Raw genomic sequence first — 23,313 nt, 5'->3', positions numbered from 1 at the left:
TTCGTTCCCTGTTGGTGGATCTTGTTTCTTTGGCTTTGTTGTTTGTGGCCCTCAGGGGGCCAGTTTCCGGGCGAGAAGAAAGCCCGATCCGGCACCTGTTCCGGCACCGGGCCAGACGGCTGCACCCGTCAGATGCAGGTTGGCAATCGGGGTCGAGCCGTCGGCATGACCGCGCAACGGGCGGAACAGGAAATGCTGCGACAGATGGTGGCTGCCGCAGACCTGATCGCCGCCGACCAGGTTCGGATTGTCGGCCTCCAGCTCGACCGGGGTAACGATCCGCCGCGCGATGATCCTTGCGCGCGTTCCCGGCGCATGGGCCTCCAGAATGTCGAGCGCGCGTTCTGCAAAGGGTTCGGCCGCTTCGGACCAATCCGTTGCCGCGATCTGACCGGCCGCATCGCCAAGGATTCGGCCCGGCGCCATGCGAACCTGTAGCCACAGCACATGCTTGCCCTTAGGCGCACGCGAGGGGTCGAAGACGGTCGGCTGTCCGACGACCAGGATCGGCGCGTCTGGAAGCAGCCCCGCCTTGGCCTGCGCATAGGTTTGCGCCATCTGGTCAAGGCTTGGCGCAAGATGCACATAGGCATGGCGCTTCAAGGTGTCCCCCGCCTTCCAGTCGGGCAGGCCGTCCATCGCCAGGTGGATCATCATCGTGCCCGGCGCGTGCTGGAACTGCCGCATTCCGGTGTCGAATCTGGGCGATGTCGCGCCTGTCAGCTGTGACAGCCCACGGGGCGACACGCCCGCGATCACCGCCCGGCGCGCCGTGATCTGGCGACCGTCGGCCAGTTCGATCCCGCTGGCCTTGCCGTCAGCATGGACGATCCGCGTCACCGAGACGCCGGCTTCAACCACACCGCCGCGCGCCCTTATTGCCGCAGCGAGTGCCTTCGTCACCGTATCGGCACCCCCCTGTCCGATCACCATGCCGAAGGCTTGTCCGGCCATGCCCTCCAGATAGGGGAACATCGCCCCGCCGGCGATATCGGGCGCAAAGTCGAGATGCAGCCCCCATGCCGCCAGCATCGCGCGAACATGTGGATGCTCGAAACTCTCCTCCAACCAGAGCCGGGGCGAAGACAGCAGGAAGCGCAGCATGTCCAGCCCGCCGCCCAGCCCTTTGAGGCGAAACATTTTGAACATAAAAGATGCGAGCGCACGAAATTTCATCGGAGCGCCCAGAAGCCCGAACAGAAGCGGCGCCTCTGACGGGAAACGGTCTGCAAGGTCCTGCCACGTCACCGCATCCGCAGGCGATATGGCGCGGATAGCGGTCAGGGTCTCATTCAGATCGGTCGAGACCCCAACCGCGCTGCCATCTTCAAAGCTGGATGCAAACGGCCGGTCGACTGGCACGAAGGCGCAGCCATGCCGTGCCAGTTCTTCGCCATGAGCCTTGAAGAATGCGCTGCCTGCAAACAATGACAGGTTCATGGCGGCCCAATCATGGCGGAAACCGGGGATCGTGTATTCGCCCGTCTTGACGGCCCCACCCAGATCATCGGCGCCTTCGAACACGGCCACTCGCCAACCTTTTGCCGCCAGATGCAGGGCGGCGGCCAGGCTGTTATGGCCGGATCCGATCAGAACTGCATCAAACTGGTCGTTCATGCTTGCCTCGGCGCTTTGCTAAAGGAGATATTTGCAAATACATTTAAATCTGTCTAGCGTGATTCCTCAAAAAGCCGGAACAGCCGGCTGAGTGACCCTGGATAGCCGACCAACAAGGAGATTATGATGACTGCTGCAAATGTACTTCAGTCCTTGGCGGGGATGATCGCCTCGGGTGGGATCGAAGTGGTCGATTGCTCGGCCGTGCTCGGCCCCGAGACGCCATTGCTGAAGCTGCCGCCCGAACTGGCGCGCGATACCCCCCCGATCAAGATCCACAAGATCAGCGAATACGACAAGGACGGTCCCTTCTGGGCCTGGAACTGGCTGGAGCTGGGCGAGCATTCCGGCACCCATTTCGATGCGCCTCATCACTGGATCACCGGAAAGGACTATCCCGAAGGCTATACCGACAGCCTTTCGGTTCAGCGTCTCGTTGCCCCCGTCAATGTGCTGGATTTCTCGCGCGAGTGCACCGAGAACCCGGACTTCCTGCTGACCATCGATCATGTGAAAGCCTGGGAAGCGGAGCATGGAGAGATTGGCGCCGGCGAATGGGTTGTGCTGCGCTCTGACTGGGACAGCCGCGCGGATGACGAAGACCGGTTCCTGAACGCCGACGAAACCGGCCCGCATACGCCGGGACCGACGGCAGAGGTGATCGAATATCTGATCGGCAAGGGAGTTGTCGGCTGGGGCAGCCAATGCGTCGGCACCGATGCCGGCCAAGCGGGCGGCATGGAGCCACCGTTTCCTGCCCATAACCTGCTGCACAAGAACAATCGCTTCGGTCTCGCCAGCCTGGCCAATCTGAACAAGCTGCCGGCCAAGGGGGCGATCCTGATTGCGGCGCCGTTGAAGATCAAGAACGGCACCGGCTCGCCCATTCGGGCCTTGGCACTGGTTCCCAAGGGCTGACGTCATGGCGCGGCCCGATCACGTCATCATTGGAACCGGAATAAATGCCCTTGTCGCCGGCGCGATGCTGGCGATGAAGGGAAAAAAGGTGCTGCTTCTGGAACGCAACAGCATCCCCGGCGGGTGTATGCGGACCGAGGAAATCACGCTGCCCGGCTTCCACCATGATGTCATGGCCGCGACATGGGTTCTGTTCCTCACCTCTCCGGCGGGGGCCGCGCTTGGCCCTCACCTTGCCCGGCATGGTTTCGACTATTGTCATACGTCGCATCCGACCGCCGTGTTGCGCCCCGACGGTTCTTCCCTGGTCCTGACCACGGATCGTGCCACCAATATCGCAGCCTTCAACGCGGTTGCTGCTGGCGACGGCGACCGGCACGCCGCCGATGTCGGCGCAGTCGAAGCCGATGCGCCGTTCCTGTTTTCGCTACTCGGCGGGGCGCTGTGGTCCTGGCCGACGGTCCGGCTGCTGTTCGGGCAGGCGCGAAAGCGCGGTTTGCGGGGGTTGGCTGCGTGGTTTGGCACCGCACTTACCCCGGCGCGCGGCTGGCTTGAGACGGGGTATCAAAGCCCGATGGTTCAGGCGCTTTATGCCCCTTGGGTTCTGCATTGCGGCCTGACCCCGGAAAGCACCTACTCTGCCCAGATGGGCAAGGTGGTGGCCTTCGCGCTGGAAGCCGCAGGGGCGCCGATTGTCAAAGGGGGCTCGGGCCGCGCGGTTGACGCCTTCAAGGGTCTGATCGAGGAGCATGGCGGCGAGATCCGTTGCAATGCCGATGTTGATCGCATTCTGGCCGAGAATGGCCGTGTTCGGGGCGTCAGGCTGGCGGATGGAGAGGAGATCCTCGCCCCTTCGGTTCTGGCTTCGGTCGCTCCGGGTCAGTTGCAAGACCGGCTTTTGCGCGGGGTCAGCTTGCCGCAGGACGATGCGGCGGCCAGAACCTTTCGCCATGGACGCGGCAATTTTCAGCTGCATTATGCGCTTGACGGGATGCCGGAATGGGCCACGCCGGGTCTGGATCAGGTCGCCTTGATCCACCTGTCCGATGGTATCGACAGTGTGTCGAAATCCGCGAACGAGGCAGAGCGCGGTATTCTGCCGGAAACCCCCACGATCTGCGTCGGTCAGCCGGACAGGCTCGACCCGTCGCGCTGCCCGGATGGGAAGGCGATCCTCTGGCTGCAGATCCCGGATGCTCCACGCGAGATCAAGGGCGATGCGAGCGGCGAAATCGCCACTGACGGCACCTGGAGCGAGGCCACGCGAGAGGCATTCGCCGACCGCATCGAAGCGATTCTGCGCCGCCACATCAGCAATTTCGACGCCATCAAGCTGGCCCGTCACGCCTGCTCGCCTGCGGATCTGGAGCGGATGAATGTCAATCTCGTCGGCGGCGATCCCTATGGCGGGTTGTGCGGCCTTGACCAGTTCTTCATTTTCCGTCCCTATCCTCACTCAACCAATGGGGTGAAACAGTTGCGCGGATTGATCCATATCGGGGCCTCGACCCATCCCGGCCCCGGCCTGGGTGGTGGATCAGGCTTTCTCGCCGCCAAAAGGCTTGGCGCATGACCGAACAGCCTGTCATCGACCCGCCGGCACCGCCGCCCGACGACCTGCCCAAACTGGGCGAAATCGGTCTGATGAGCTATGCGCCCTATCTGATGAACCGCATCATGGGCCGCTATAATACCAGCCTGCGCGACGAGATGGCGAAGCTGGGCCTGACCACGCCAAAGATGCGCGCGCTGGCAGTGCTGTCGGTGATCGACGGCCCGCTGATCCGTGAACTGGCAGTCTACTCGGTGGTCGAACAGTCGACCCTTTCTCGCGCCCTGGATCAGCTCTCTGAAGGCGGCCTGATCCGGCGCGAGGCCGACAGCACTGACAGCCGGGCCACCCGTGTCTTCCTGACCGAGTCAGGCCGCAAGACCTTTGATCTTCTTTGGCCATGCATGGTTGAGGCGCACGCACGCATCTTCCGGGGTATCCCGGAAGAGGAGCGTCGCACCTTCATCGCCACGCTGCAGAAGATGCTGACCAATATCCGCAAGCACGAGATCTGAGTTCCGCAAGCGGTCCCGCTGCGAGCGGTCAATTCTGATATGTTTACTTGTATGGAAGTATGCATTATAAATTTGCAAGGGAGAGGGGAATCATGTCCGAATTGCAGGCAATCGACCTGACAGTGTCCGCCGCGCCGCAGGTCTATGAGCGGCTGCGGCAGGCGATCCTGCGTGGCACGCTGGCGCCGGGCGACCGGCTGAGCGAAAGCGAGGTCGCCCGGCAGTTCGGCATCAGCCGCCAGCCGGTGCGCGAGGCCTTCATTCATCTTGCGTCTGACGGCCTGGCCGAGGTTCGCCCGCAGCGCGGCACCTATATCCGCAAGATATCGATTTCGGCGGTGCTCTCGGCCCGGTTGATCCGCGAAGCGGTCGAGGGCGACCTGATCCGCATCGTCGCAGGCAATGCGGATGCGGAGTTGCTTCGCCGCCTCGACGAGGAAATCCGGCGTCAGCGGCTGGCGCTGGAGGCGGGCGATTCCGACCTTTTCGTTGAGTTGGACGACCGCTTTCACCGCATGTTGGCCGACGCGGCCGGGCATGAAAGTGTCTGGACGGTGTTGGAAGGGCTGAAATCGCAGATGAACCGGCTGCGCCACATCACCGCCAAGGCCTTCGATATCCGCAAGCTGATCGAGCAGCATGTCGAGATCGTGGATGGCCTGCGCGCCGGCGATGCGACCCGCGCCGAACAGGCCATGCGCCGGCACCTGAATCAGCTTCTGGACGATCTGCCCGAGGTCACCCGCGACAGGCCGGAACTGTTCATTCCATAACACGACCCATCAACAGGAGGATGATGATGAAACTCAATCGCCGTCAATTTACCGCCCTTGCAGGCGCTGCGGCCCTTTCGCTGCCGGCGCTGAAAGCCTCGGCTGCCGAGGTCACGCTGAAGCTCGGCCACCTCGCGAACGAGGAAAACAGCTGGCACAAGGCCGCGCTGAAATTCGCCGAGGATGTCGCCAGCCTGACCGAGGGCCGGGTCGAGGTGCAGGTTTTCCCCAACGAGTCGCTGGGCAAGGAAATCGACCTGATCAACGGCATGCAGCTTGGCACCGCCGACATGACCATCACCGGCGAAAGCCTGCAGAACTGGGCGCCGATGGCGGCGCTGCTGGCCGTGCCTTACGCCTATAACTCGCTGGAGCAGATGGACGAGGTCGCGTCTGGCGAGATCGGCAAGCAGATCGAGGCCGAGATCATCGCCCGCGCTCAGATCCGCCCCATCGCCTATTTCGCCCGTGGCCCGCGCAACCTGACCTCGAACAAGGAGATCGTGACGCCGGAAGATCTGGGCGGGCTGAAGCTGCGGGTGCCGAACGTGCCGCTTTTCGTCAAGACCTGGGAAGCGCTTGGCGCGGCACCGACGCCGATGGCCTTCAGCGAAGTCTTCACCTCGCTTCAGAATGGCACCATCGACGCGCAGGAAAACCCGCTGGCGCTGATCGATTCGGCGAATTTCAACGAGGTCCAGAAATTCGTCAACAAGACCGAGCATGTCCGGTCCTGGATCTACCTGACCATCTCGGAACTCAGCTGGGCCAAGCTGTCGGAAGCCGACCAGCAGTCCGTCCTGCAGGCCGCGCAGAACGCGCAGGCCCATGAACGCGAGCTGTTCCTGGCCGATGAGGAACGTCTGGTCTCGGTCCTTGAGGACAAGGGCATGACCTTCGTCGACAGCGACAAGGCCGCCTTCGCCGCCAAGGCCAAGGATGCGGTCCTGGCCAATGTCAGCGAAGAGATCAAGCCGGTCGTCGAACAGCTGTTCGCCAGCCAGGGCTGATCGCACATCCGGGTGGCCGGGCCTGTTCCGGCCACCCCTCTGATGTCGCGAGATAAGGGGGAGAGAGATGTCCGGGTTAACACAAGCGATGCGCGTGGTGCTGCGCCTCGGGGTCGGGATATCCTTCCTGATCCTGATCGGCGCCGTCACCGTGCAGGTGGTCGGGCGCAGCTTCGTCGGCAGTTCCCCGGTCTGGACCGAGGAATTGACGCGTTTCGCGCTGCTTTATCTGGCCGGCTTCGGCACCGGGCTGGCGCTGGTTTCGGGCGATCTGGTCAATGTCGATCTGGTCAGCGAAAGCCTGCCCGGCCGCTGGCCCTGGCTGCTGCGCCTTGTCAGTGCCGTGCTGGTGCTGGTCTTTGCCGTCATGCTGATCCCTCCGGCCTTGCGCTTCACCCAGATCGGGGCGATGCAGACCTCGCCCGCCATGGCCATGCCGATGAACTATGCCCATGCCAGCGTGCTGTTGCTGCTGGCGACGCTGGCCCTTGCCGCGCTTCTGCGTGTCATCGGAATGCTGACCGGCACCACCGATGGCCGGCCCGAGAACCTGCTGGGGGACGTGGAATGAGCCTTGCCATCCTTGGACTGGTCTTCGTTCTGGGCCTTGTCATCGGAATGCCGGTGGCGATCACGCTTGGCGTGTCGTCGCTGGCCTACCTGCTGTATCAGGGCATGCCGCTCGTGGTCATTCCGCAGAAGATGTATGCGGGTATGGACAGTTTCGTGCTGCTCTGCATTCCGGGTTTCATCCTTGCCGGCAACCTGATGAATGGCGGCGGCATTACCGGGCGGATCATCCGCTTCGCGCAGGCCCTTGTCGGCTGGATCCGGGGCGGGCTGGCGCAGACCAATGTCGCCTCCTCGATGCTGTTCGGCGGCATCTCGGGCACGGCGGTGGCCGATGCGGCTTCGATCGGGGGGATGATGATCCCCGGCATGAAGAAGGCGGGCTATCCGGCCGATTTCTCGGCGGCGGTGACCGCTGCGTCGTCCACGGTCGGGCCGATCATTCCGCCTTCGGTGCCGATGATCATCGTCGGCTCGCTGGCCGGGATCTCGGTCGGCAAGATGTTCATTGCCGGTGCGCTTCCGGGGCTGCTTCTGGGCCTCGCCATGATGGTCACCACCTATATCATCGCCGTGCGCCGCGACTTCCCGCGCCAGCCGTGGCAGGGCTGGCCCGAGCTTGGCCGGGCTTTCCTGGGTGCCTTCTGGGCGCTTGCCATGACCGGGCTGATCGTCGGCGGGATGCTGTCGGGCGTGGTGACGCCGACCGAGACCGCCGTCGTCGCCTCGATCTATGCCATCGTCGTCGGGGCCTTCATCTATCGCGAATTGCCGCTGGCCCGGGTGCCGGCGATCCTTGTCGACAGCGCGGTGTCCTCGGCCGGGATCCTCGCCCTTGTCGGGATCGCCAATGTCTTCGGCTGGATCCTGGTCAGCGAGCGTATCCCGCAGATGATCGCCGATTCCGTTCTGTCGGTGACCGACAACAAGTTCCTGGTGATCCTGCTGATCAATATCGTGCTGCTGATCGTCGGCATGTTCATGGAGACGATTGCCGCGCTCATCATCCTTTTCGTGCCGCTGATGACGCTGGCGCAGGGCGTGGGGATCGAGCCGCTGCATTTCGCCGTCTTCGCGGTGCTGAACCTGATGATCGGGCTGACCACGCCGCCGGTCGGGGTCTGCATGTTCGTCTGCGCCAATATCGCGCGGCTGCCGCTGGCGCCGGTGATCCGGGCACTTGTGCCTTACCTGATCACCAATATCATCGTGCTGCTGCTGGTCTCCTATATTCCCTGGATCAGCACCTGGCTGCCCTCGTTGATGGACAACTGACATGACCGATATCGCCTGCCGCCTTTACGCCGCCCATGACCTGCGCATCGAGGATGCCCCCGAGGCCGTCAGCGGCGCGGATACCGCCGTGATCCGCGTCGCCCGGGGCGGCATCTGCGGGTCGGACCTGCATTACTATCACGATGGCGGCTTTGGCCCGATCCGGGTGCAGGAACCGATTATCCTCGGCCATGAGGCGGCGGGCTTTGTCGAGGCGGCACCCGAAGGATCCGGCCTGAAGGTCGGGCAGTTGGTGGCGCTCTCGCCCTCTCGCCCATGCGGGGAATGCGAATTCTGCCTGGCCGGCCAGCCGCGCCATTGCCTGAACATGCGCTTCAACGGCTCGGCCATGCGGATGCCGCATGAGCAGGGCTTCTTCCGGGGTCGCATTTCCCATCCGGTGGCGCAATGCCTGCCCTTGCCGGAAGGTGCCACGCCTGCCGATGCCGCCGGGGCCGAACCGCTGGCGGTCTGCCTGCACGCGCTGAACATGGCGCCTTCGCTGAAGGATCAGCGGGTGCTGATCACGGGCGCGGGTCCCATCGGGGCGATCTGCACGGCGCTGGCACGGCTTCGCGGCGCGGCCGAGATCGTCGTGACCGATGTGCAGGATTACACGCTTGGCATCGCCCGCCGGATGGGCGCGGATCGCGTGGTCAATGTCGCCAGCGACCCCGAAGGTCTGGCCGGATATGCCGCCGGCAAGGGCCGGATCGACGTGGTGCTGGAATGCTCGGCCAATCCCCATGCCATCGCCCAGGCCATCGGCATCACCCGCCCGCAAGGCACGCTGGTCCAGATCGGCGTCGGCGGCACGCTGCCCCTGCCTTTGAACCTGATCGTCAGCAAGGAGCTGCGTTTCCACGGCACCCACCGCTTCGACAGCGAGTTCGCCGAGGCCGTGCGCATGATCGGCGCAGGCGAGATCGACCTGTCGCCCATGGTTACCCAGGTCATCCCCGCGCATGAGGCCGTGCGGGCCATCGATCTTGCCGGGAACCGGGCGCAGGCGGTGAAGGTGCAACTCGACTTCGCGGGCTGAACCGATGGTCATCACCGAGATCGAGGATCTGCGGCGGCTGCATCGACGCCGCGTGCCGCGCATGTTCTACGACTATGTCGATACCGGCGCCTGGACGGGCAGCACCTATCGCGCGAACAGCGAGGATTTCGACCGGATCCTGTTTCGCCAGCGTGTCGCCCGCAATATCGAGGCCCGCAGCCTTGCCGCCACGATGATGGGCGAGGCCGTGTCCATGCCGGTGGCGCTCGCCCCGGTCGGGCTGCTGGGGATGCAGCACCCGGATGGCGAGATCCACGCGGCCCGCGCCGCAAAGGCCAAGGGCGTGCCCTTCACGCTTTCGACCATGTCGATCTGCTCGCTGGAAGAAATCGCCGAGGCGACCGGCGCGCCCTTCTGGTTCCAGCTTTACACGCTGCGGGACGAGGAGTTTCTGGACGATATCCTCGACCGGGCGCGCCGCGCCAGGGTGACGGTGCTGGTCCTTACGCTGGACCTGACCATTCAGGGGCAGCGCCACAAGGACCTGAAGAACCGCATGACCGCGCCGCCGCGCCTGACGGCGGGCAATCTGCTGAACATCGCCCTGCATCCGCGTTGGGCGCTCGGGATGCTCGGCACCAGGCGGCGGGGCTTCGGCAATATCCTCGGCCATGCGCGCGGGGTGACGAATATGGGCGATCTGATGGAATGGACTTCGCGCCAGTTCGATCAGCGGCTGGACTGGGCGCGGGTTGAGGAGATCATCCGCAAATGGGGCGGTCCGGTGATCCTGAAAGGCATCAACGATGCCGAGGATGCGCGGCGGGGCCTCGATACCGGCGCGCAGGCGATCCTGGTCTCGAACCATGGCGGGCGGCAGCTGGATGGCGCGCCCTCGACCATCCGGGCGCTGCCCTCGATCCGGCGCGCGGTCGGGGCGGATTATCCGCTTTACCTCGATGGCGGCATCCAGTCCGGGCAGGCCGCCTTGAAGGCGATTGCCAACGGCGCGGACGGCGTCTTCGTGGGTCGCGCCTTCACCTATGGGCTGGGGGCGATGGGGCAGGCGGGCGTGGAATGCGCGCTCGACATCATCCGGCGCGAGATGGACATCACCATGGCGCTTTGCGGGGTCAACGATATCGGCGATTTCGGGCCGGACTGCCTTTGGTCCGGCGAGGACCAAGCGAATTCACAGCAAGGAAGCGATTGATGCGACATACATGGCGCTGGTTCGGCCCCAATGACCGGGTTTCCATCGACGACATGATGCAGGCGGGGGTTCAGGGCGTCGTCACCGCGCTGCACCATGTCCCCACCGGCACCGTCTGGTCGCCCGAGGAAATCGCCAGGCGACAGGCCGAGGTTTCGGTGATGCGGGACGGCGCCGCCTCGGGTCTGGCATGGGAGGTGGTCGAAAGCCTGCCGGTCAGCGAGGCGATCAAGACCCAGACCGGCGACTGGCGCGCCCATGTCGACAACTGGATCGCCTCGATGCGCAACCTGAAATCGGCCGGGATCGAGGTGATCTGCTATAATTTCATGCCGGTGCTGGACTGGACGCGCACCGATCTGGCCTGGCGGCGCCCGAACGGTGCCACCTGCATGCGGTTCGATTTCGTCGATTTTGCCGCTTTCGACATCCATATCCTGCGCCGCAAGGGTGCCGCAGAAGATGTCCCGGACGCGGTCCGCGAGGAAGCCGCCCGTCGCTTCTCCGGGATGGACGAGGCCCGCAGGCAACAGCTTGCCGGCAATGTCGTCTTCGGCCTGCCCGGTGCCGCCGAGCGCTTCACGCTGGAAGACGTGCGCGCGCTTCTGGACAGTTACGCCCCTGTCACCGACGCCGTGCTGCGCCGGCATTTCCACGATTTCCTCGAACAGGTCGCCCCGGTCGCCGAGGAGATCGGCCTGCGGCTCTGCTGTCATCCCGACGACCCGCCTTTCGGCCTGCTGGGCCTGCCCCGCGTGATGTCGACCGAGGCCGATTTCGCCGAACGCTGCGCCGCCGTGGACCTGCCCGCGAACGGGATCACGCTGTGCTCAGGCTCGCTCGGGGCGCGGCCGGATAACGACCTGCCCGGCATGATGGACCGGCTTGGCGATCGCGTGCATTTCCTGCATTTGCGCAATGTCCGGCGCGAGGGGGACGCCATTCGCGGCTCGTTCTTCGAGGATGAGCATCTGGGCGGGCAGACCGACATGGTGGCGCTTGTCGCGGCCGTGCTGCGCGAGGAGGCACGCCGCCGCAAGGCCGGTCGCGCCGATGCGGCGATCCCGATGCGGCCCGATCACGGGCAGGATATCCTCGACGATATCGGGCGTGGCGGCCAGCCGGGCTATCCCGCCATCGGCCGGCTGAAGGGCCTGGCCGAGTTGCGGGGCGTCGAGGCCGCACTGCGCCATGCGGGCCCGGCATGACGCGCCTGACCGGCACGGCGGATCTGCCGGCGGGCGGCGCCGTTCCCGCCTATGACCGTGCGGCGCATGGCACGGGCATCCTGCATCTGGGTCTCGGTGCGTTTCACCGCGCCCATCAGGCGGTCTATACCGACGACGCGCTTGCCGCAGCGGGGGGCGACTGGCGCATTCTGGGTGCCAATCTGCGCAGCCGCGATATCCCTGACGCGCTGAATGCGCAGGACGGGCTCTTCACCGTTCTGGAACGTGGCGAGGTTGACCGCGCCCGGATCGTAGGCGCACATGGTCCCGCCATCGGCGGCGATGCGGCGGCGATCCTGCGCGCCGCCTGCGACCCGGCGATCCGCATCCTGTCGCTGAGCGTGTCCGAAAAGGCCTATGGCATCGATCGCGCGGCGATGGATATCGACGAGAGCCACCCGGCCATCGCTGCCGATCTGGCCCGCCCTCAGGCCCCGCAGGGCGTGTTGGGGATCGTCGCCGCAGCGTTTTCGGCCCGGCGCAAGGCGGGTGTCGCGCCCTTCACGGTGCTGTCCTGCGACAACCTGCCCGATAACGGCCCGCTTCTGCGCGCCGGCGTGCTGGGCATGACCCGCCGCCTCGACCCCGATCTTGCCCGCTGGATTGCCGAGGCGGTCGCCTTCCCCGCCACCATGGTCGACCGCATCACCCCCGCCACCACCGCCCGGACGCTTGCCGATACCGAGGCCCTGACCGGCCATCACGACCCGGCGGGCGTCGAGACCGAGCCCTTCCGGCAATGGGTGATCGAGGATCATTTCCCGCAGGGCCGCCCGGTATGGGAGGCTGGCGGGGCGGAATTCGTCCGCGATGTCGGCCCCTACGAGGCGATGAAGCTGCGGATGCTGAATGGCAGCCACTCGCTGATGGCCTATGCCGGCCAGCTTCTGGGGCTGGAACTGGTCCGTGATGCGGTAAGCGATGCCGATCTGGCCCCATTGGTGCGCCGCCACATGGATGCCGCCGCCGCGACCCTACCGAAAGGCGTGGGTCTTGAGACGGGGACCTATGCGGGCGCCCTGATGGCGCGCTTCGCCAATCCGGGCATTGCCCATCGGACGCTGCAGATCGCCATGGACGGCAGCGAAAAGCTGCCGCAACGCTGGTTTGCCCCGGCGGCGGAACTGTTGCGGGCGGGCGGCGATGCACGGCCCTTCGCCGTCGCAACCGCGATCTGGCTGGCATGGCTGGCCAGCCTGAGCGAAAGCGGCACCCGCCCCGACGATCCGCGCGCCGAGACGCTGATGGCGCGACTGCGCGAGGCCGGGCAAAACGAGGCGCATCTGACCCGCGCCATCCTGTCGCTGCCCGGGCTGGCCCCTGCGGCGCTGACCGAAAGCGCCCCCTTCACCGGGGCCGTTGTCAGGGCGCTGACATCCATCCGCCGTGATGGCATAAGACAGGCCATCGCAAACGGGAGCCTGTCATGACCGCAACCCGCATCCTGTCCATCGGCGAGGCGATGGTCGAACTTTCCGCCTCGGGGCAGGCGGGGCTGTGGCGCCTCGGGATCGCCGGCGACACGCTGAACACGGCCTGGTATCTGCGCCGCCTTTTGCCGGCGGAATGGCAGGTCGGCTATTTCAGCCGGGTGGGCTTGGGCGAATTCTCGCAGAAGATGATCGAGTTTCTCGATGCGGAAGGGATCGACAGCCGCCATATCGGGCGCGATGCGCAGCGCGAGATCGCGCTTTACGCCATCTCGCTGAAGGATGGCGAGCGCAGTTTCACCTATTGGCGCGACAATTCGGCGGCGAAGCGGCTGGCCGACGATCCGGCGGCATTGGCGCAGGCGTTGCGCGGCGTCGGGATCGCATATTTTTCCGGCATCACCCTGGGCATCCTGCCCGAAGCCGGGCGCGGGGCGCTGCTTGAGGCGCTGAAGACCGCGCAGCGGACCGGCACGCAGGTGGTCTTCGATCCGAATTTGCGGCCCCGGCTCTGGCCCTCGACCCGGGTCATGTGCGACGCCATCGAGGCCGCCGCCGAAATCTCGGACCTGATCCTGCCCAGCTTCGATGACGAGGAAACCTTCTTCGGCGATCTGAACCCCGAGGCGACCATCGCCCGCTACCTCGCCCGTGGCGCGCGGCAGGTGGTGGTCAAGGCCGGCGGCAAGGCGGTTCACTTCCGGGGCGCTGATGGCGCGGGCGTGGTCGACGGGCTGGAACTTGCCGTGCCGGTGGACACGACTTCGGCCGGGGACAGCTTCAACGCGGGCTATCTGGCGGCACGGATCGGTGGCCATGACGTGGCCGGTGCCATCCGCCAGGCGCATGAGTTGAGTCGCCGCGTCATCGGCCATCACGGTGCTTTGGTTGCCGAAGCCGTCACCGCAAGCACCTGACAGGATCACATCATGGATGTTGAAAAAGGCAGGCGATTAGGCATCGCCTGCCTTCCTAATCTATGCGATGGAGCGCTTCTGATTGCTCAGCCGTCCAGGAAGCGCTTCGCGGATGGCAGGTTCTTCATCAGCAGGTAATAGGTGATCCCCGCCGGCAGCAGGCTCGCATACCAGGAGATGCCCGAGAAGATCAGCGCCGCGACGACACCCACCGCCATCGCAATGACAGCGGCCATATTGATGCCCTGATAGGGGCCTTCAGGGTCATAGAGCTTGTCGAGATCGAGTTCCTGTTTGCGCAGCACGAAGTAATCCACCACCAGAATGGCGAAGATCGGGCCAAGGAAGGCCGAATAGGTGCGGATGAACAGGTTCAGCCCGGCTGCGGATTCGTCCTTGACCAGTTCCCACGGGAAGGTGACGAAGGCCAGCAGGCCGACGATCACCGCCGAAGTCTTGAAGTTGATCTTGAACACATCCATCAGCGCATAGGCCGGCGGAACGACGTTGTTCAGGATATTCGTCGTGACCTGCGCAAAGGCGATGAACAGCAGCGTCACGATCAGCAGAAGCTTGTTGTCGACGGCGCTGGAAAACACCTTGATCGGGTCGACCTCGCCGGTGGCACCTGACACCATCAGCCCGATCAGGCCCATGAACAGCGTCGCCGGCAGGATGGAGTTCGCGTAGATCACCACCTGCCGCAGCGGACCGACATCCTTGCGCAGTTCTCGCGAATAATCCGAGACGTTCAGCATCATGGTCGAGTAGATGCCCAGAAACAGCATGGTCGCGCCCCAGAACGGCGCACCCCAGGTGCCCTCGACATTGATGAGGTTGGTGCTGATTTCGTCGCCATATTTGCTGATGACGCTGAAGAACATGTAGATCAGAGAGCCGATGATGAAGATCGAGCCGATGTTTTCCAGCCACTTGATGCCGTGAAAGCCCAGGACGGACAGGCCGATCTGCAGGAACTGGAAGCCGATGAAGAACACCCACATGTTCGAATAGCCGAACAGGGTTTCCGATACGAGGTTCAGCGCGCCGGCACCGATCCAGCTTTGAAAGCCGAACCAGACGATGGCGGGAACGGAACGCACGAGGGCCGGGATGCGCGTGCCGGTAAAGCCGAAGGCAGAGCGCGCCTGCACCATGAAGGGAATTCCGTATTTGTGGCCCGCCTGACCGTTGATCATCAGCGCCAGGCCGATGACGGCGCAGCCGATGGCAATGGCGACGAAGGTTTGCAGCAGGTTCAGCGTGCCGACCAGTCCCGAACCGATGGTGAAGGTGCCGATCGACACGCAGCCGCCCAGCCAGGCGAACAGATAGGACCAAGGGTCCATGATCCGGGTTTCCTGCGGTGCCAGGCTTTCTTCGCCGATGGCCTTGTGGTCGATCTGGGCGGTCGCAACACCCTCTGATGTCGTGTGCTGTAATGTCATCCTGTTCCCTGTCCCTCTATTTGCTGTTGGGGGTTGCGTATCCGTTGATTTTGCTGGTTTTCAGGCCGGCCCCGACAAGGGCCTCGATCATGCGGGTTGCAACGGTAACCCCGTCGATGACCGGGATTCCGGTTTCCTCGCTCAGCCAGGCGGTCAGATCGGCCATGCCGGCGCAACCCAGCACCACCGCCTCGCAATGATCCTCGGCGATGGCGCGCAGGATCTCGTCGCGGACCTTGAGGCGCGCGTTCGATCCGGGTTCCTCGAGTGCCAGCACGGGTATGGCGGCGGCGCGCACGCGGCGGCATTGATGGGACAGCCCATAGCCGTGGATCAGATGCTCGATGATCGGGATCGAGCGGGGCAGCGTGGTCACGACCGAAAACGACGTGGCCAGCATGCTGGCGGCTTTCACCGCCGCCTCGCAGATGCCCAGCACCGGCCCGGTCGCCAGTTCGCGGCAGGCGGCAATGCCAGGATCGTCAAAGCAGGCGACAACGATCCCGTCGATGCCCTTGGCCTCTGCCTCGCGAATCTGCGCCATGAGGCCGGGCAACGACATGGCCTCATCGTAATGGCCCTCGATGCTGGCAGGGGCGCCGGCGGCGGTGGCACCATGGATCACCGTGCCGGGGCTGGCAACCTGCCGCGCTGCCTCCACAATCTTGTCCGTCATCGACTGTGTCGAGTTCGGATTGACGACGAGAATATCCAAAGAGCACCTCCCATATTGGTTAACAATTATTGTTAACAATGCTGGCGGCGCGTCAAAGGTTTTTTGGCCTTCAGGCTTGTCCGGCTACGATATCGCCCCTAATTTCGGCATATTGCGCGGAAATGAGCCAGAAAGCAGATGGACGCCCAGCCGGAAAACCAGATCGTTCGCGCCGTTATCGATGCCATCTCGGAACAGCGCCTGCCTGCGGGGGCGAAGCTGGGCGAGCAGGTGCTCAGCGATCTGTTCGACTGCAACCGCGCCAATGTCCGGCGCGCGCTTGCATCGCTGGCTGCGCAACATGTGGTCGAGCTTCGCCCGAATCGCGGTGCCTTCGTGGTGGCTCCCTCCGCCCAGGAAGCGCGCGAGGTCTTTCAGGCCCGGCGCGCCATTGAGCGCACGATTGCGCGGCAGGCGATAGGGCGAGTGACCGACGCCGACATCGCCTATCTGCGCGCGAATATCAGCGCGGAGACCGAAGCGCGGACGCTTCGCGACAAACCGGCAGAGCTTCGCACCTCGCAACGCTTCCACATGTATCTCGCGCAGCTTTCGGGTAATCGCATACTGGAGCGTTTTCTGGCCGAACTGACCATGCGCAGCACCCTGATCCTCGGCATGTATTCTGCCGAGGGGCATTCCTGCGCGCGCTGCGACGATCACCGCGGCATCGTGGATGCGTTGATCGCGCGCGATGAAGAACTGTTGCTGCGGCTGGCCGAAGAACATCTGCGAAATCTCGAAGCCGAACTGAACTTCGATATTTCAACGACTTCCGCAGGCGGGCTGAAGGATCAGCTTCTCGGACCGAAGCCTTCGTCAGACAAGCCGGTGACGCGTCTTTAGATTTTGGTTGTGTCTGCCAAGGCTATGCCACTATAGGTTGTTTAACTCTACTTGCCCCGAAGGGTGTCAAAACGCTGTCTGCTTCGCGTGAAGCCACCGACAGCGTTAACGCCGATCATCTGCGGGGCGGATGGTTCAACAGGCAGCTGTCGAGGCCGGTTTCGCATGGCAAATCAGAATGGCCGCAATGCCTATCACGGAACGCAGGATATGGACGGGACGCAGGTCATCACTCACATCCCGGCTTCTGAGCCTCAGGCAGCGCCGGACCTTTCCAGCCGCCTGATGGCTTGCGAGGCCGCAACCGAGGAACGCTTTGCCGATATCGCCGCGCTCGGGCATGAAATCGCCCGGCTGGAAACCGCATTGGCACAGAAAGATACGGCGTTTCGGGCGATGCTCGCCCGCAAGGATGCCGATATTGCCGCACTGACCGAACAGGTCGATCACAACAGGCCTGGCGGACTGATCCCGGATCAGGCCGAACTTATCATCGCCGAGCTTTCGCGTCAGTTGGACATCCGAGACCGGACACTTGCCGAAGTTGTCGCAGACCGGAACCGCGTTGTCGCGATGGTTGAGGAGATTTTCGGCACCTCGTCCTGGAAGGCGACCGCGCCATTGCGCAAGCTCAAGCGGATGTTGCGCGGCGCGGAACGGTCGTGACGTGATGGAGATGGACACCGCTGCAGCCTGTGCCGAAGGCCTGTCCCGCGCGCAGGCGCAATTGGCCGAACTGATTCCGCTTGAGGCGCAGCGGACATTGCTGAACCGCGCGCTGACCATGCAGCCGAGTCTGGCGGGGCTGCGCCAGCTCGCGGCGCTGGAGGTGCGGGCGAGTCATGTCTGCGCCGCCGCCGAATTGCTGCGCCAGATCCCACGCTATCTGTGGACCGAAGCCGGCCCGAGCACCGACTGGCACGATCAGATGCGGCTCAGCCTGACGAGCTTGGGGTGCGACCTGCCAGAGCCGAGCCCGCCTTCGAACCGCCTGGTGATCGCCTTTGCGTTTCCACCTTTCGCGACGGCCTCGGGCAATGTGATGGCCCGCCGGATCGAGGCCGATGGAGGCAAGGTCGATGTCATCTCCAACGACATGTCCGGGCGCGAGCGAATCGACCGCACGTTTTATGGCGCAATCGCGCCTCTGATTGGGCAGCACATCGTCCTGAACTCGGAAAACTGGCCGGCACGAAGTGCCGCCTTTTCGGATTTCGCCGACAAGGCGCAGGCGGCGGTCGCGTCTGGATTGTTCGGCCGGACGCATTATCCCGAAGTCCGCTCACGCGCGATGTGGGCGCAATCGCATTTCGCCGCTGCGGCGGTCCTCGCCGCCGGTCGGGCTGATCGCTGGGTGGCGGAGTTTTCCGACCCCTGCCGACTGGATCTGCACGGTCAACATGCCGCAGCGCCCGCCGACGATGCATGGTTGGAACGCATCGGTATTGCTGACCTGCTGCGCCAACGCGGTCATGCGGTGCCGCAAGGGCGAAGCCTGATGTATTGGGTCGAATACCTGCCCTTCTGCCTGGCCGACCGGATCATCTTCACCAATGAGGTTCAGCGCGACGTGATGCTGTCGCAGGCGGAGGACTCAGTTGAACTGCGCGCCCGCGCCTCCGGCGTTGCAGAGGTCATTGCCCATCCAGAACCGGGCGCGCGCATCCTTTCGGCGCTGCCCATGCCGAAGCCGGTCCGTGGTTCGATCTGGATCGGCTATTTCGGCAATTGCAACCCGCGTCGCGGTCTGTCGACGCTGTTGAACGCGCTGTCCGCTTTGCCGGAGGATCTGCGCGGTGCCGTTCAGCTGCATTTGCATGGCCCGGAGCCAGAGGGGCTGCGCGCCCTGATCCGCCAGCTGGACATCGTCCCGATGGTCCGGGTCCACCCGCCGCTGGACTATCTGGAGGCCCTCGCGCGGATGCGAACGATGGACTGGCTATTTGTCAACGATACCAGCAGCACTGGCGCCTTCGGGGTCACACCCTTCCTGCCGTCAAAGCTTGCGGATTACCGCAGCGCGGCACGCCCGATCCTGGCCCTTGCAGAGCCGGGTGGCCCATTGTCGCAGGCCCCGCTCCCGCCCGGATCGCTGTGCGTCAACATGGGCGATGAAGACGCTTTGCGCGATGTGATGGGCCAGATCGCCGCATCGGGCCGCGAGAGCTTGCAATCCTGACGGAAGAATGACAACCTATAGGTGTATTCAACGGATGATATACACCCATGAAGGTAATGACCGTCTTCGGCACACGTCCGGAAGCAATCAAGATGGCCCCGCTCGCGAAGACGATCGGGGCCGATCCTCGCTTTGAAGGTGTGATCTGCGTCACCGGGCAGCACCGCGAGATGCTGGATCAGGTGACCTCGCTGTTCGGGCTGACACCGAAGCACGACCTGCGGGTCATGAAGGCCGGGCAGGATCTTTACGGCGTCACCGCCGCGATCCTGACCGGCATGAAGCCGGTGCTGGAGGTCGAGCGTCCTGACATCGTTCTGGTCCATGGCGACACCGCCACGACCCTCGCCGCGACGCTGGCCGCCTATTATGCCCGCATCCCTGTGGGCCATGTCGAGGCCGGGCTGCGGACCGGCAATATCTATTCGCCCTGGCCGGAGGAGGGGAATCGCCGCATCGCCGGCGCGCTCGCCCGACGGCATTTCGCACCTACAGAGACAGCGCGTCAGGCGCTTCTCAACGAAGGCATCCCGGGTGGCCGGATCACCGTCACCGGAAATACCGTCATTGATGCGCTCATGGAGATCGTCGGTCGGTTTGACACTCAGCCCGAGTTGAACCGAGAGATTGCCGGTCGTTTCGATTTCCTGCATTCGCAACGGCGGCTGATCCTGGTCACGGGTCATCGCCGGGAAAGTTTTGGCGGCGGGTTTGAGCGCATATGCACCGCCCTCGCGCGGATCGCGGAACAATTCGATGATGTCGATATCGTCTATCCCATGCATCTCAACCCCAATGTCCGAGAGCCGGTGACCCGGCTGCTTGGCCGGCATCGGAATGTCCACCTGATCGAACCGCAGGATTACCTGCCATTCGTCTGGCTGATGAATCGCGCGACCTTCATCATCACCGATTCGGGCGGAATTCAGGAAGAAGCGCCGTCGCTCGGCAAGCCGGTGCTGGTGATGCGCGACACGACCGAGCGGCCAGAGGCATTGGCTGCCGGAACCGTCCGGCTGGTCGGCACCGATACCGACCGGATCGTCCGTCTGGCAACCGAATTACTGACCGACGCCGGCGCCTATCGCGAAATGAGCGTCGCTCATAACCCCTATGGTGACGGCAAAGCCGTCGGCCGCATCCTCGATGCGCTCACTGAAATCGGAGAAGCGGCATGAAAGATCCTTTCCGCAAGATATGCATGGTCGGTCTGGGATATATCGGCCTGCCGACCGCCGTAATTTTTGCGCTGCGCAATATCGAGGTCATCGGTCTCGATATCGACGAAAGCACCGTCAATCGGATCAATCGTGGCGAATGCCACATTGTCGAGCCGGGGTTGGAGGATGCGCTCCGCGCCTCGGTCGGTGCGGGCCTGTTGCGCGCAACGACAGTGCCCGAACCGGCGCAGGCCTTCCTGATCGCCGTGCCGACGCCCTTCCTCATGGGCGACAATGAGAAATTCCCGGATCTTTCCTATGTCGAAAGCGCCGCGCGCAAGATCGCGCCGGTGTTGAAAAGGGGCGATCTGGTGGTGCTGGAATCGACCAGCCCGGTCGGCGCGACCGAACAGATGGCGGCATGGTTGGCCGAGGAGCGACCCGATCTGACCTTCCCGCAAAGCCACGGCGAGGAAAGCGATATCCGTATCGCCCATTGTCCTGAACGGATCCTGCCCGGCCACGCCTTGCGGGAGCTGGTGACCAACGACCGTGTCATCGGCGGCATGACCCCGGCCTGTGCCGCCCGCGCGCGAGAGATTTACCGCATGGTGGTCGAAGGCGATTGCGTCGAAACAGATGCCCGCACCGCCGAAATGGCCAAACTGACAGAAAACAGCTTTCGCGATGTGAACATCGCCTTTGCCAATGAGCTTTCGATCATCTGCGACCGGCTCGGAATCGACGTATGGGAGCTTATTCGCCTGACCAATCGGCATCCGCGCGTGAATATTCTGCAACCCGGCCCCGGCGTGGGCGGGCACTGCATTGCGGTCGATCCGTGGTTCATCATTGCCCGCACCCCGGAACTGGCGCGAATGATGCGTGCGGCCCGTGACATCAACGACCAGAAGCCGGAATGGGTGCTGCAGAAGATCCGCGAAGCCGTTGCCGCCAAGGGCGAAGGCGCCAGCATTGCCTGCTTCGGCCTGACCTTCAAACCCAATATTGACGATCTGCGCGAAAGCCCCGCCGTCGAGATCGTCCGCCGCCTGACCGAGGAGTTTCCGGGTCGGGTGAAGGTGGTCGAACCGCATATTCAGGTCTTGCCGCCCGCACTTGCCGGCAAGGCCGGCCTCGTCCCGATGGGAGAGGCGATGGAGGCCGAGATCTGCGTCATGCTCGTGGATCACGCGAAATTCCGTGACGCGCCACCGCCTTCGGGTGCCAGCCAGATCACGGTCGACACGCGCGGCATCTGGCGCAAGGCGGAACTCGCCCATGCCTGATACGAGTGCGGGGACGGACGACGCCGAAACCTTCGCGAGGGGGCTTGATATTGCGGCTCAGCGGCTGGAGCAGCTTGGCCGTCCGGCGTCCAAACTGGCGATCCTCGACCGTATCTGTCGCGACCACGACCACTGGCCATATCAGAAGCAGCGCCTTGCCACGGCGATTGACCTGCGCGCTTTCGATACTGCGGAAGCCATCCTTGACGAGATGGACCGCAAGGCCGTGGTCGATCCCGCCGAAGAAGCCTGGCTCGATGCACGCCGCAAACAGGTGTCGAACAGGCCGATTGTCGTATCCCGGCTGCTGACCGAACTCGCGGTGAAGAACCCGCCACAATACGAGCCGGTCACAGGCCGCATCCTTTACGTCCTGCACAACTCGCTGCCCTATTCCTCGGGCGGCTATGCGACACGCGGACATGGTCTGCTGCAAGGCATGCGCCAGATCGGCTATGATATGGTCTGTGTCACCCGACCCGGATTTCCGACCGACATCATTGAGATCGAGCCAGAAGATGTCGCACCCATCGACGAAGTCGATGGCATCCAATATCACCGCATCACATCCCCCAGCTACAAGATTGCCATCGGGCACGGTTACATCTTGTCCGCCGCCGAGCGGATGGAGGAAAAACTGCGCGAGTTGCGCCCCGAACTGGTCATTGCGGCGTCGAACCATGTCACCGGATTGCCAGCGCAGATCGCCGCAAAACGCCAGGGCATCCCGTTCATCTATGAAGTCCGGGGCTTCTGGGAAATCACCCGTGCCTCGCGCGAACCGAGATATCTTCAAACCAAGGCCTATGCTGGTCAGGCGAAGCTGGAAACCATCTGCGCCGACGCCGCCGATCACGTCTTCACCCTTACCGGCGGGATGCGCGAAGAACTGATCCGGCGCGGCGTTTCCGGCGCCAAGGTTACCCTGCTGCCGAACTCCTGCCTGCCCGAGCAGTTCCTGCCGCAACCGCGAGACAGGCAGTTGGCGGAAGCCCTGAACATCCCCGAGGACGTGCCGGTGATCGGCTATATCGGCTCTTTCGTGCAATATGAGGGTCTGGACGATCTGGCCCGCGCGGCCGCAATCCTGAAGGGCAGGGGCGTTGAGTTCCGTTTGCTGCTCGTCGGCAACGAAAACGTCTCTCGTCAGGAAAAAGGCCCGATCACGGCCATGATCGAGGCTGTGGCGACCGAAGGCGGGCTGGCCGATTGGCTTATCATGCCTGGCCGCGTTCCGCATGACCAGGTTGCCAAGTATTACTCCCTCATCGACATCGCCCCATTCCCACGCAAGCCGCAACTGGTGACAGAGATGGTTTCTCCGATGAAACCACTGGAGGCGATGGCAATGCAGAAGGCGGTCGCGGCATCATCCGTCGCAGCACTGGCAGAGATGATTCGGGATGGCGAAACCGGGCTCATCTTCGAAAAGGGCAATCCCGGCGCGCTTGCCGATGTATTGCAACGCCTCATCGAAGACCCGGAGCTACGGGAAAAGCTCGGCAGGAATGGTCGGACCTGGGTCGAGACCGAACGCAGTTGGCCCCAAACGGCGGTCCTCGCGCAAAATGAGATCACGCGAGTCCTCGCCAGCAGGGCCAAAATGCCCGCCGCTTGACCATGCCCAGCCGCCCCGCAACCGACGACGCCCAAT

General features: G+C 63.9%; 21 protein-coding genes. 18 read left to right on the top strand and 3 right to left on the bottom strand.

What is annotated here, in order from left to right; translation table 11 throughout:
* Positions 1 to 51 precede the first annotated feature (51 nt).
* The gene (locus tag Q0330_RS07290; RefSeq protein WP_299476640.1) at positions 52 to 1,617 is read right to left on the bottom strand and encodes an NAD(P)/FAD-dependent oxidoreductase; all 1,566 of its coding nucleotides are present in this window, start codon (positions 1,615 to 1,617) and stop codon (positions 52 to 54) included.
* Between the two features lie 126 nt (positions 1,618 to 1,743).
* On the opposite strand from Q0330_RS07290, the gene Q0330_RS07285 reads away from it, so the two are divergent.
* The 12 genes from Q0330_RS07285 to Q0330_RS07230 all read left to right on the top strand — a co-directional run bounded on the left by Q0330_RS07285 (position 1,744) and on the right by Q0330_RS07230 (position 14,022).
* Positions 1,744 to 2,535, top strand: coding sequence for a cyclase family protein (locus Q0330_RS07285; RefSeq protein ID WP_299476638.1), 792 nt, complete (start codon positions 1,744 to 1,746; stop codon positions 2,533 to 2,535).
* A gap of 4 nt (positions 2,536 to 2,539) precedes the next feature.
* On the top strand, positions 2,540 to 4,108 hold the full coding sequence (locus tag Q0330_RS07280) for an NAD(P)/FAD-dependent oxidoreductase (protein WP_299476635.1): 1,569 nt from the start codon (positions 2,540 to 2,542) through the stop codon (positions 4,106 to 4,108).
* On the top strand, positions 4,105 to 4,602 hold the full coding sequence (locus Q0330_RS07275) for a MarR family transcriptional regulator (RefSeq protein ID WP_299476632.1): 498 nt from the start codon (positions 4,105 to 4,107) through the stop codon (positions 4,600 to 4,602). The genes Q0330_RS07280 and Q0330_RS07275 overlap by 4 nt, the downstream gene beginning before the upstream one ends.
* Before the next feature lie 92 nt (positions 4,603 to 4,694).
* Positions 4,695 to 5,375 carry a GntR family transcriptional regulator gene (locus Q0330_RS07270; protein WP_299476629.1) on the top strand — a complete coding sequence of 227 codons (681 nt, stop codon included), beginning with the start codon at positions 4,695 to 4,697 and terminating at the stop codon, positions 5,373 to 5,375.
* 23 nt (positions 5,376 to 5,398) lie between these two features.
* The gene (locus tag Q0330_RS07265) at positions 5,399 to 6,385 is read left to right on the top strand and encodes a TRAP transporter substrate-binding protein (RefSeq protein WP_299476626.1); all 987 of its coding nucleotides are present in this window, start codon (positions 5,399 to 5,401) and stop codon (positions 6,383 to 6,385) included.
* A 67-nt stretch (positions 6,386 to 6,452) separates the two neighbouring features.
* On the top strand, positions 6,453 to 6,956 hold the full coding sequence (locus Q0330_RS07260; RefSeq protein WP_299476623.1) for a TRAP transporter small permease: 504 nt from the start codon (positions 6,453 to 6,455) through the stop codon (positions 6,954 to 6,956).
* On the top strand, positions 6,953 to 8,230 hold the full coding sequence (locus Q0330_RS07255; RefSeq protein ID WP_299476620.1) for a TRAP transporter large permease: 1,278 nt from the start codon (positions 6,953 to 6,955) through the stop codon (positions 8,228 to 8,230). The genes Q0330_RS07260 and Q0330_RS07255 overlap by 4 nt, the downstream gene beginning before the upstream one ends.
* A gap of 1 nt (position 8,231) precedes the next feature.
* On the top strand, positions 8,232 to 9,272 hold the full coding sequence (locus Q0330_RS07250) for an L-idonate 5-dehydrogenase (RefSeq protein WP_299476617.1): 1,041 nt from the start codon (positions 8,232 to 8,234) through the stop codon (positions 9,270 to 9,272).
* A 4-nt stretch (positions 9,273 to 9,276) separates the two neighbouring features.
* Positions 9,277 to 10,446 carry an alpha-hydroxy acid oxidase gene (locus tag Q0330_RS07245; RefSeq protein ID WP_299476614.1) on the top strand — a complete coding sequence of 390 codons (1,170 nt, stop codon included), beginning with the start codon at positions 9,277 to 9,279 and terminating at the stop codon, positions 10,444 to 10,446.
* Complete coding sequence (uxuA, locus tag Q0330_RS07240) at positions 10,446 to 11,654, top strand: mannonate dehydratase (RefSeq protein ID WP_299476611.1); 1,209 nt, start codon at positions 10,446 to 10,448, stop codon at positions 11,652 to 11,654. Before Q0330_RS07245 ends, uxuA begins: the two co-directional genes overlap by 1 nt.
* Positions 11,651 to 13,105 (top strand): mannitol dehydrogenase family protein, encoded by a 1,455-nt coding sequence (locus Q0330_RS07235; protein ID WP_299476609.1) that lies wholly within the window; start codon positions 11,651 to 11,653, stop codon positions 13,103 to 13,105. Before uxuA ends, Q0330_RS07235 begins: the two co-directional genes overlap by 4 nt.
* Positions 13,102 to 14,022, top strand: a complete 921-nt coding sequence (locus Q0330_RS07230; protein WP_299476606.1) for a sugar kinase — start codon at positions 13,102 to 13,104, stop codon at positions 14,020 to 14,022. The genes Q0330_RS07235 and Q0330_RS07230 overlap by 4 nt, the downstream gene beginning before the upstream one ends.
* 86 nt (positions 14,023 to 14,108) lie before the next feature.
* On the opposite strand, the gene Q0330_RS07225 is transcribed toward Q0330_RS07230, so the two are convergent.
* Positions 14,109 to 15,470: an NCS1 family transporter gene (locus Q0330_RS07225; protein WP_299476603.1), complete on the bottom strand. Its 1,362-nt coding sequence runs from the start codon at positions 15,468 to 15,470 to the stop codon at positions 14,109 to 14,111.
* Positions 15,471 to 15,486: 16 nt separating this feature from the next.
* Positions 15,487 to 16,185, bottom strand: coding sequence for an aspartate/glutamate racemase family protein (locus Q0330_RS07220; RefSeq protein ID WP_299476600.1), 699 nt, complete (start codon positions 16,183 to 16,185; stop codon positions 15,487 to 15,489).
* A 138-nt stretch (positions 16,186 to 16,323) separates the two neighbouring features.
* Between Q0330_RS07220 and Q0330_RS07215 the strand changes: the two genes are divergently transcribed.
* From Q0330_RS07215 to Q0330_RS07190, 6 genes are all read left to right on the top strand, one after another.
* On the top strand, positions 16,324 to 17,031 hold the full coding sequence (locus Q0330_RS07215) for a GntR family transcriptional regulator (RefSeq protein WP_299476597.1): 708 nt from the start codon (positions 16,324 to 16,326) through the stop codon (positions 17,029 to 17,031).
* Between the two features lie 165 nt (positions 17,032 to 17,196).
* The gene (locus tag Q0330_RS07210; RefSeq protein WP_299476594.1) at positions 17,197 to 17,697 is read left to right on the top strand and encodes a hypothetical protein; all 501 of its coding nucleotides are present in this window, start codon (positions 17,197 to 17,199) and stop codon (positions 17,695 to 17,697) included.
* A gap of 10 nt (positions 17,698 to 17,707) precedes the next feature.
* Positions 17,708 to 19,210 carry a hypothetical protein gene (locus Q0330_RS07205; RefSeq protein WP_299476591.1) on the top strand — a complete coding sequence of 501 codons (1,503 nt, stop codon included), beginning with the start codon at positions 17,708 to 17,710 and terminating at the stop codon, positions 19,208 to 19,210.
* 47 nt (positions 19,211 to 19,257) lie between these two features.
* A complete protein-coding gene (gene wecB / locus Q0330_RS07200; RefSeq protein ID WP_299476588.1) occupies positions 19,258 to 20,388 on the top strand; it encodes a UDP-N-acetylglucosamine 2-epimerase (non-hydrolyzing) in 1,131 nt (376 codons plus the stop codon).
* Positions 20,385 to 21,659, top strand: coding sequence for a UDP-N-acetyl-D-mannosamine dehydrogenase (gene wecC / locus Q0330_RS07195; protein WP_299476585.1), 1,275 nt, complete (start codon positions 20,385 to 20,387; stop codon positions 21,657 to 21,659). Before wecB ends, wecC begins: the two co-directional genes overlap by 4 nt.
* Entirely contained in the window at positions 21,652 to 23,277 is a 1,626-nt protein-coding gene (locus tag Q0330_RS07190; RefSeq protein ID WP_299476582.1) for a glycosyltransferase family 4 protein, read from the top strand. Before wecC ends, Q0330_RS07190 begins: the two co-directional genes overlap by 8 nt.
* Positions 23,278 to 23,313: the final 36 nt, after the last annotated feature.

The sequence above is a fragment of the uncultured Paracoccus sp. genome (assembly GCF_937873615.1).
In the GTDB taxonomy this organism is placed as follows: domain Bacteria; phylum Pseudomonadota; class Alphaproteobacteria; order Rhodobacterales; family Rhodobacteraceae; genus Paracoccus.
The sequence above is the reverse complement of the archived record's forward strand: the minus strand, read 5'-3'. Positions and strand labels throughout refer to the sequence as shown.

Bases quoted from the DNA above. Each gene is read 5' to 3' on its own strand.
- Q0330_RS07290 (WP_299476640.1), bottom strand. From the start codon at position 1,617: ATGAACGACCAGTTTGATGCAGTTCTGATCGGATCCGGCCATAACAGC.
- Q0330_RS07285 (WP_299476638.1), top strand. From the start codon at position 1,744: ATGACTGCTGCAAATGTACTTCAGTCCTTGGCGGGGATGATCGCCTCG.
- Q0330_RS07280 (WP_299476635.1), top strand. From the start codon at position 2,540: ATGGCGCGGCCCGATCACGTCATCATTGGAACCGGAATAAATGCCCTT.
- Q0330_RS07275 (WP_299476632.1), top strand. From the start codon at position 4,105: ATGACCGAACAGCCTGTCATCGACCCGCCGGCACCGCCGCCCGACGAC.
- Q0330_RS07270 (WP_299476629.1), top strand. From the start codon at position 4,695: ATGTCCGAATTGCAGGCAATCGACCTGACAGTGTCCGCCGCGCCGCAG.
- Q0330_RS07265 (WP_299476626.1), top strand. From the start codon at position 5,399: ATGATGAAACTCAATCGCCGTCAATTTACCGCCCTTGCAGGCGCTGCG.
- Q0330_RS07260 (WP_299476623.1), top strand. From the start codon at position 6,453: ATGTCCGGGTTAACACAAGCGATGCGCGTGGTGCTGCGCCTCGGGGTC.
- Q0330_RS07255 (WP_299476620.1), top strand. From the start codon at position 6,953: ATGAGCCTTGCCATCCTTGGACTGGTCTTCGTTCTGGGCCTTGTCATC.
- Q0330_RS07250 (WP_299476617.1), top strand. From the start codon at position 8,232: ATGACCGATATCGCCTGCCGCCTTTACGCCGCCCATGACCTGCGCATC.
- Q0330_RS07245 (WP_299476614.1), top strand. From the start codon at position 9,277: ATGGTCATCACCGAGATCGAGGATCTGCGGCGGCTGCATCGACGCCGC.
- uxuA (WP_299476611.1), top strand. From the start codon at position 10,446: ATGCGACATACATGGCGCTGGTTCGGCCCCAATGACCGGGTTTCCATC.
- Q0330_RS07235 (WP_299476609.1), top strand. From the start codon at position 11,651: ATGACGCGCCTGACCGGCACGGCGGATCTGCCGGCGGGCGGCGCCGTT.
- Q0330_RS07230 (WP_299476606.1), top strand. From the start codon at position 13,102: ATGACCGCAACCCGCATCCTGTCCATCGGCGAGGCGATGGTCGAACTT.
- Q0330_RS07225 (WP_299476603.1), bottom strand. From the start codon at position 15,470: ATGACATTACAGCACACGACATCAGAGGGTGTTGCGACCGCCCAGATC.
- Q0330_RS07215 (WP_299476597.1), top strand. From the start codon at position 16,324: ATGGACGCCCAGCCGGAAAACCAGATCGTTCGCGCCGTTATCGATGCC.
- Q0330_RS07210 (WP_299476594.1), top strand. From the start codon at position 17,197: ATGGCAAATCAGAATGGCCGCAATGCCTATCACGGAACGCAGGATATG.
- Q0330_RS07205 (WP_299476591.1), top strand. From the start codon at position 17,708: ATGGACACCGCTGCAGCCTGTGCCGAAGGCCTGTCCCGCGCGCAGGCG.
- wecB (WP_299476588.1), top strand. From the start codon at position 19,258: ATGAAGGTAATGACCGTCTTCGGCACACGTCCGGAAGCAATCAAGATG.
- wecC (WP_299476585.1), top strand. From the start codon at position 20,385: ATGAAAGATCCTTTCCGCAAGATATGCATGGTCGGTCTGGGATATATC.
- Q0330_RS07190 (WP_299476582.1), top strand. From the start codon at position 21,652: ATGCCTGATACGAGTGCGGGGACGGACGACGCCGAAACCTTCGCGAGG.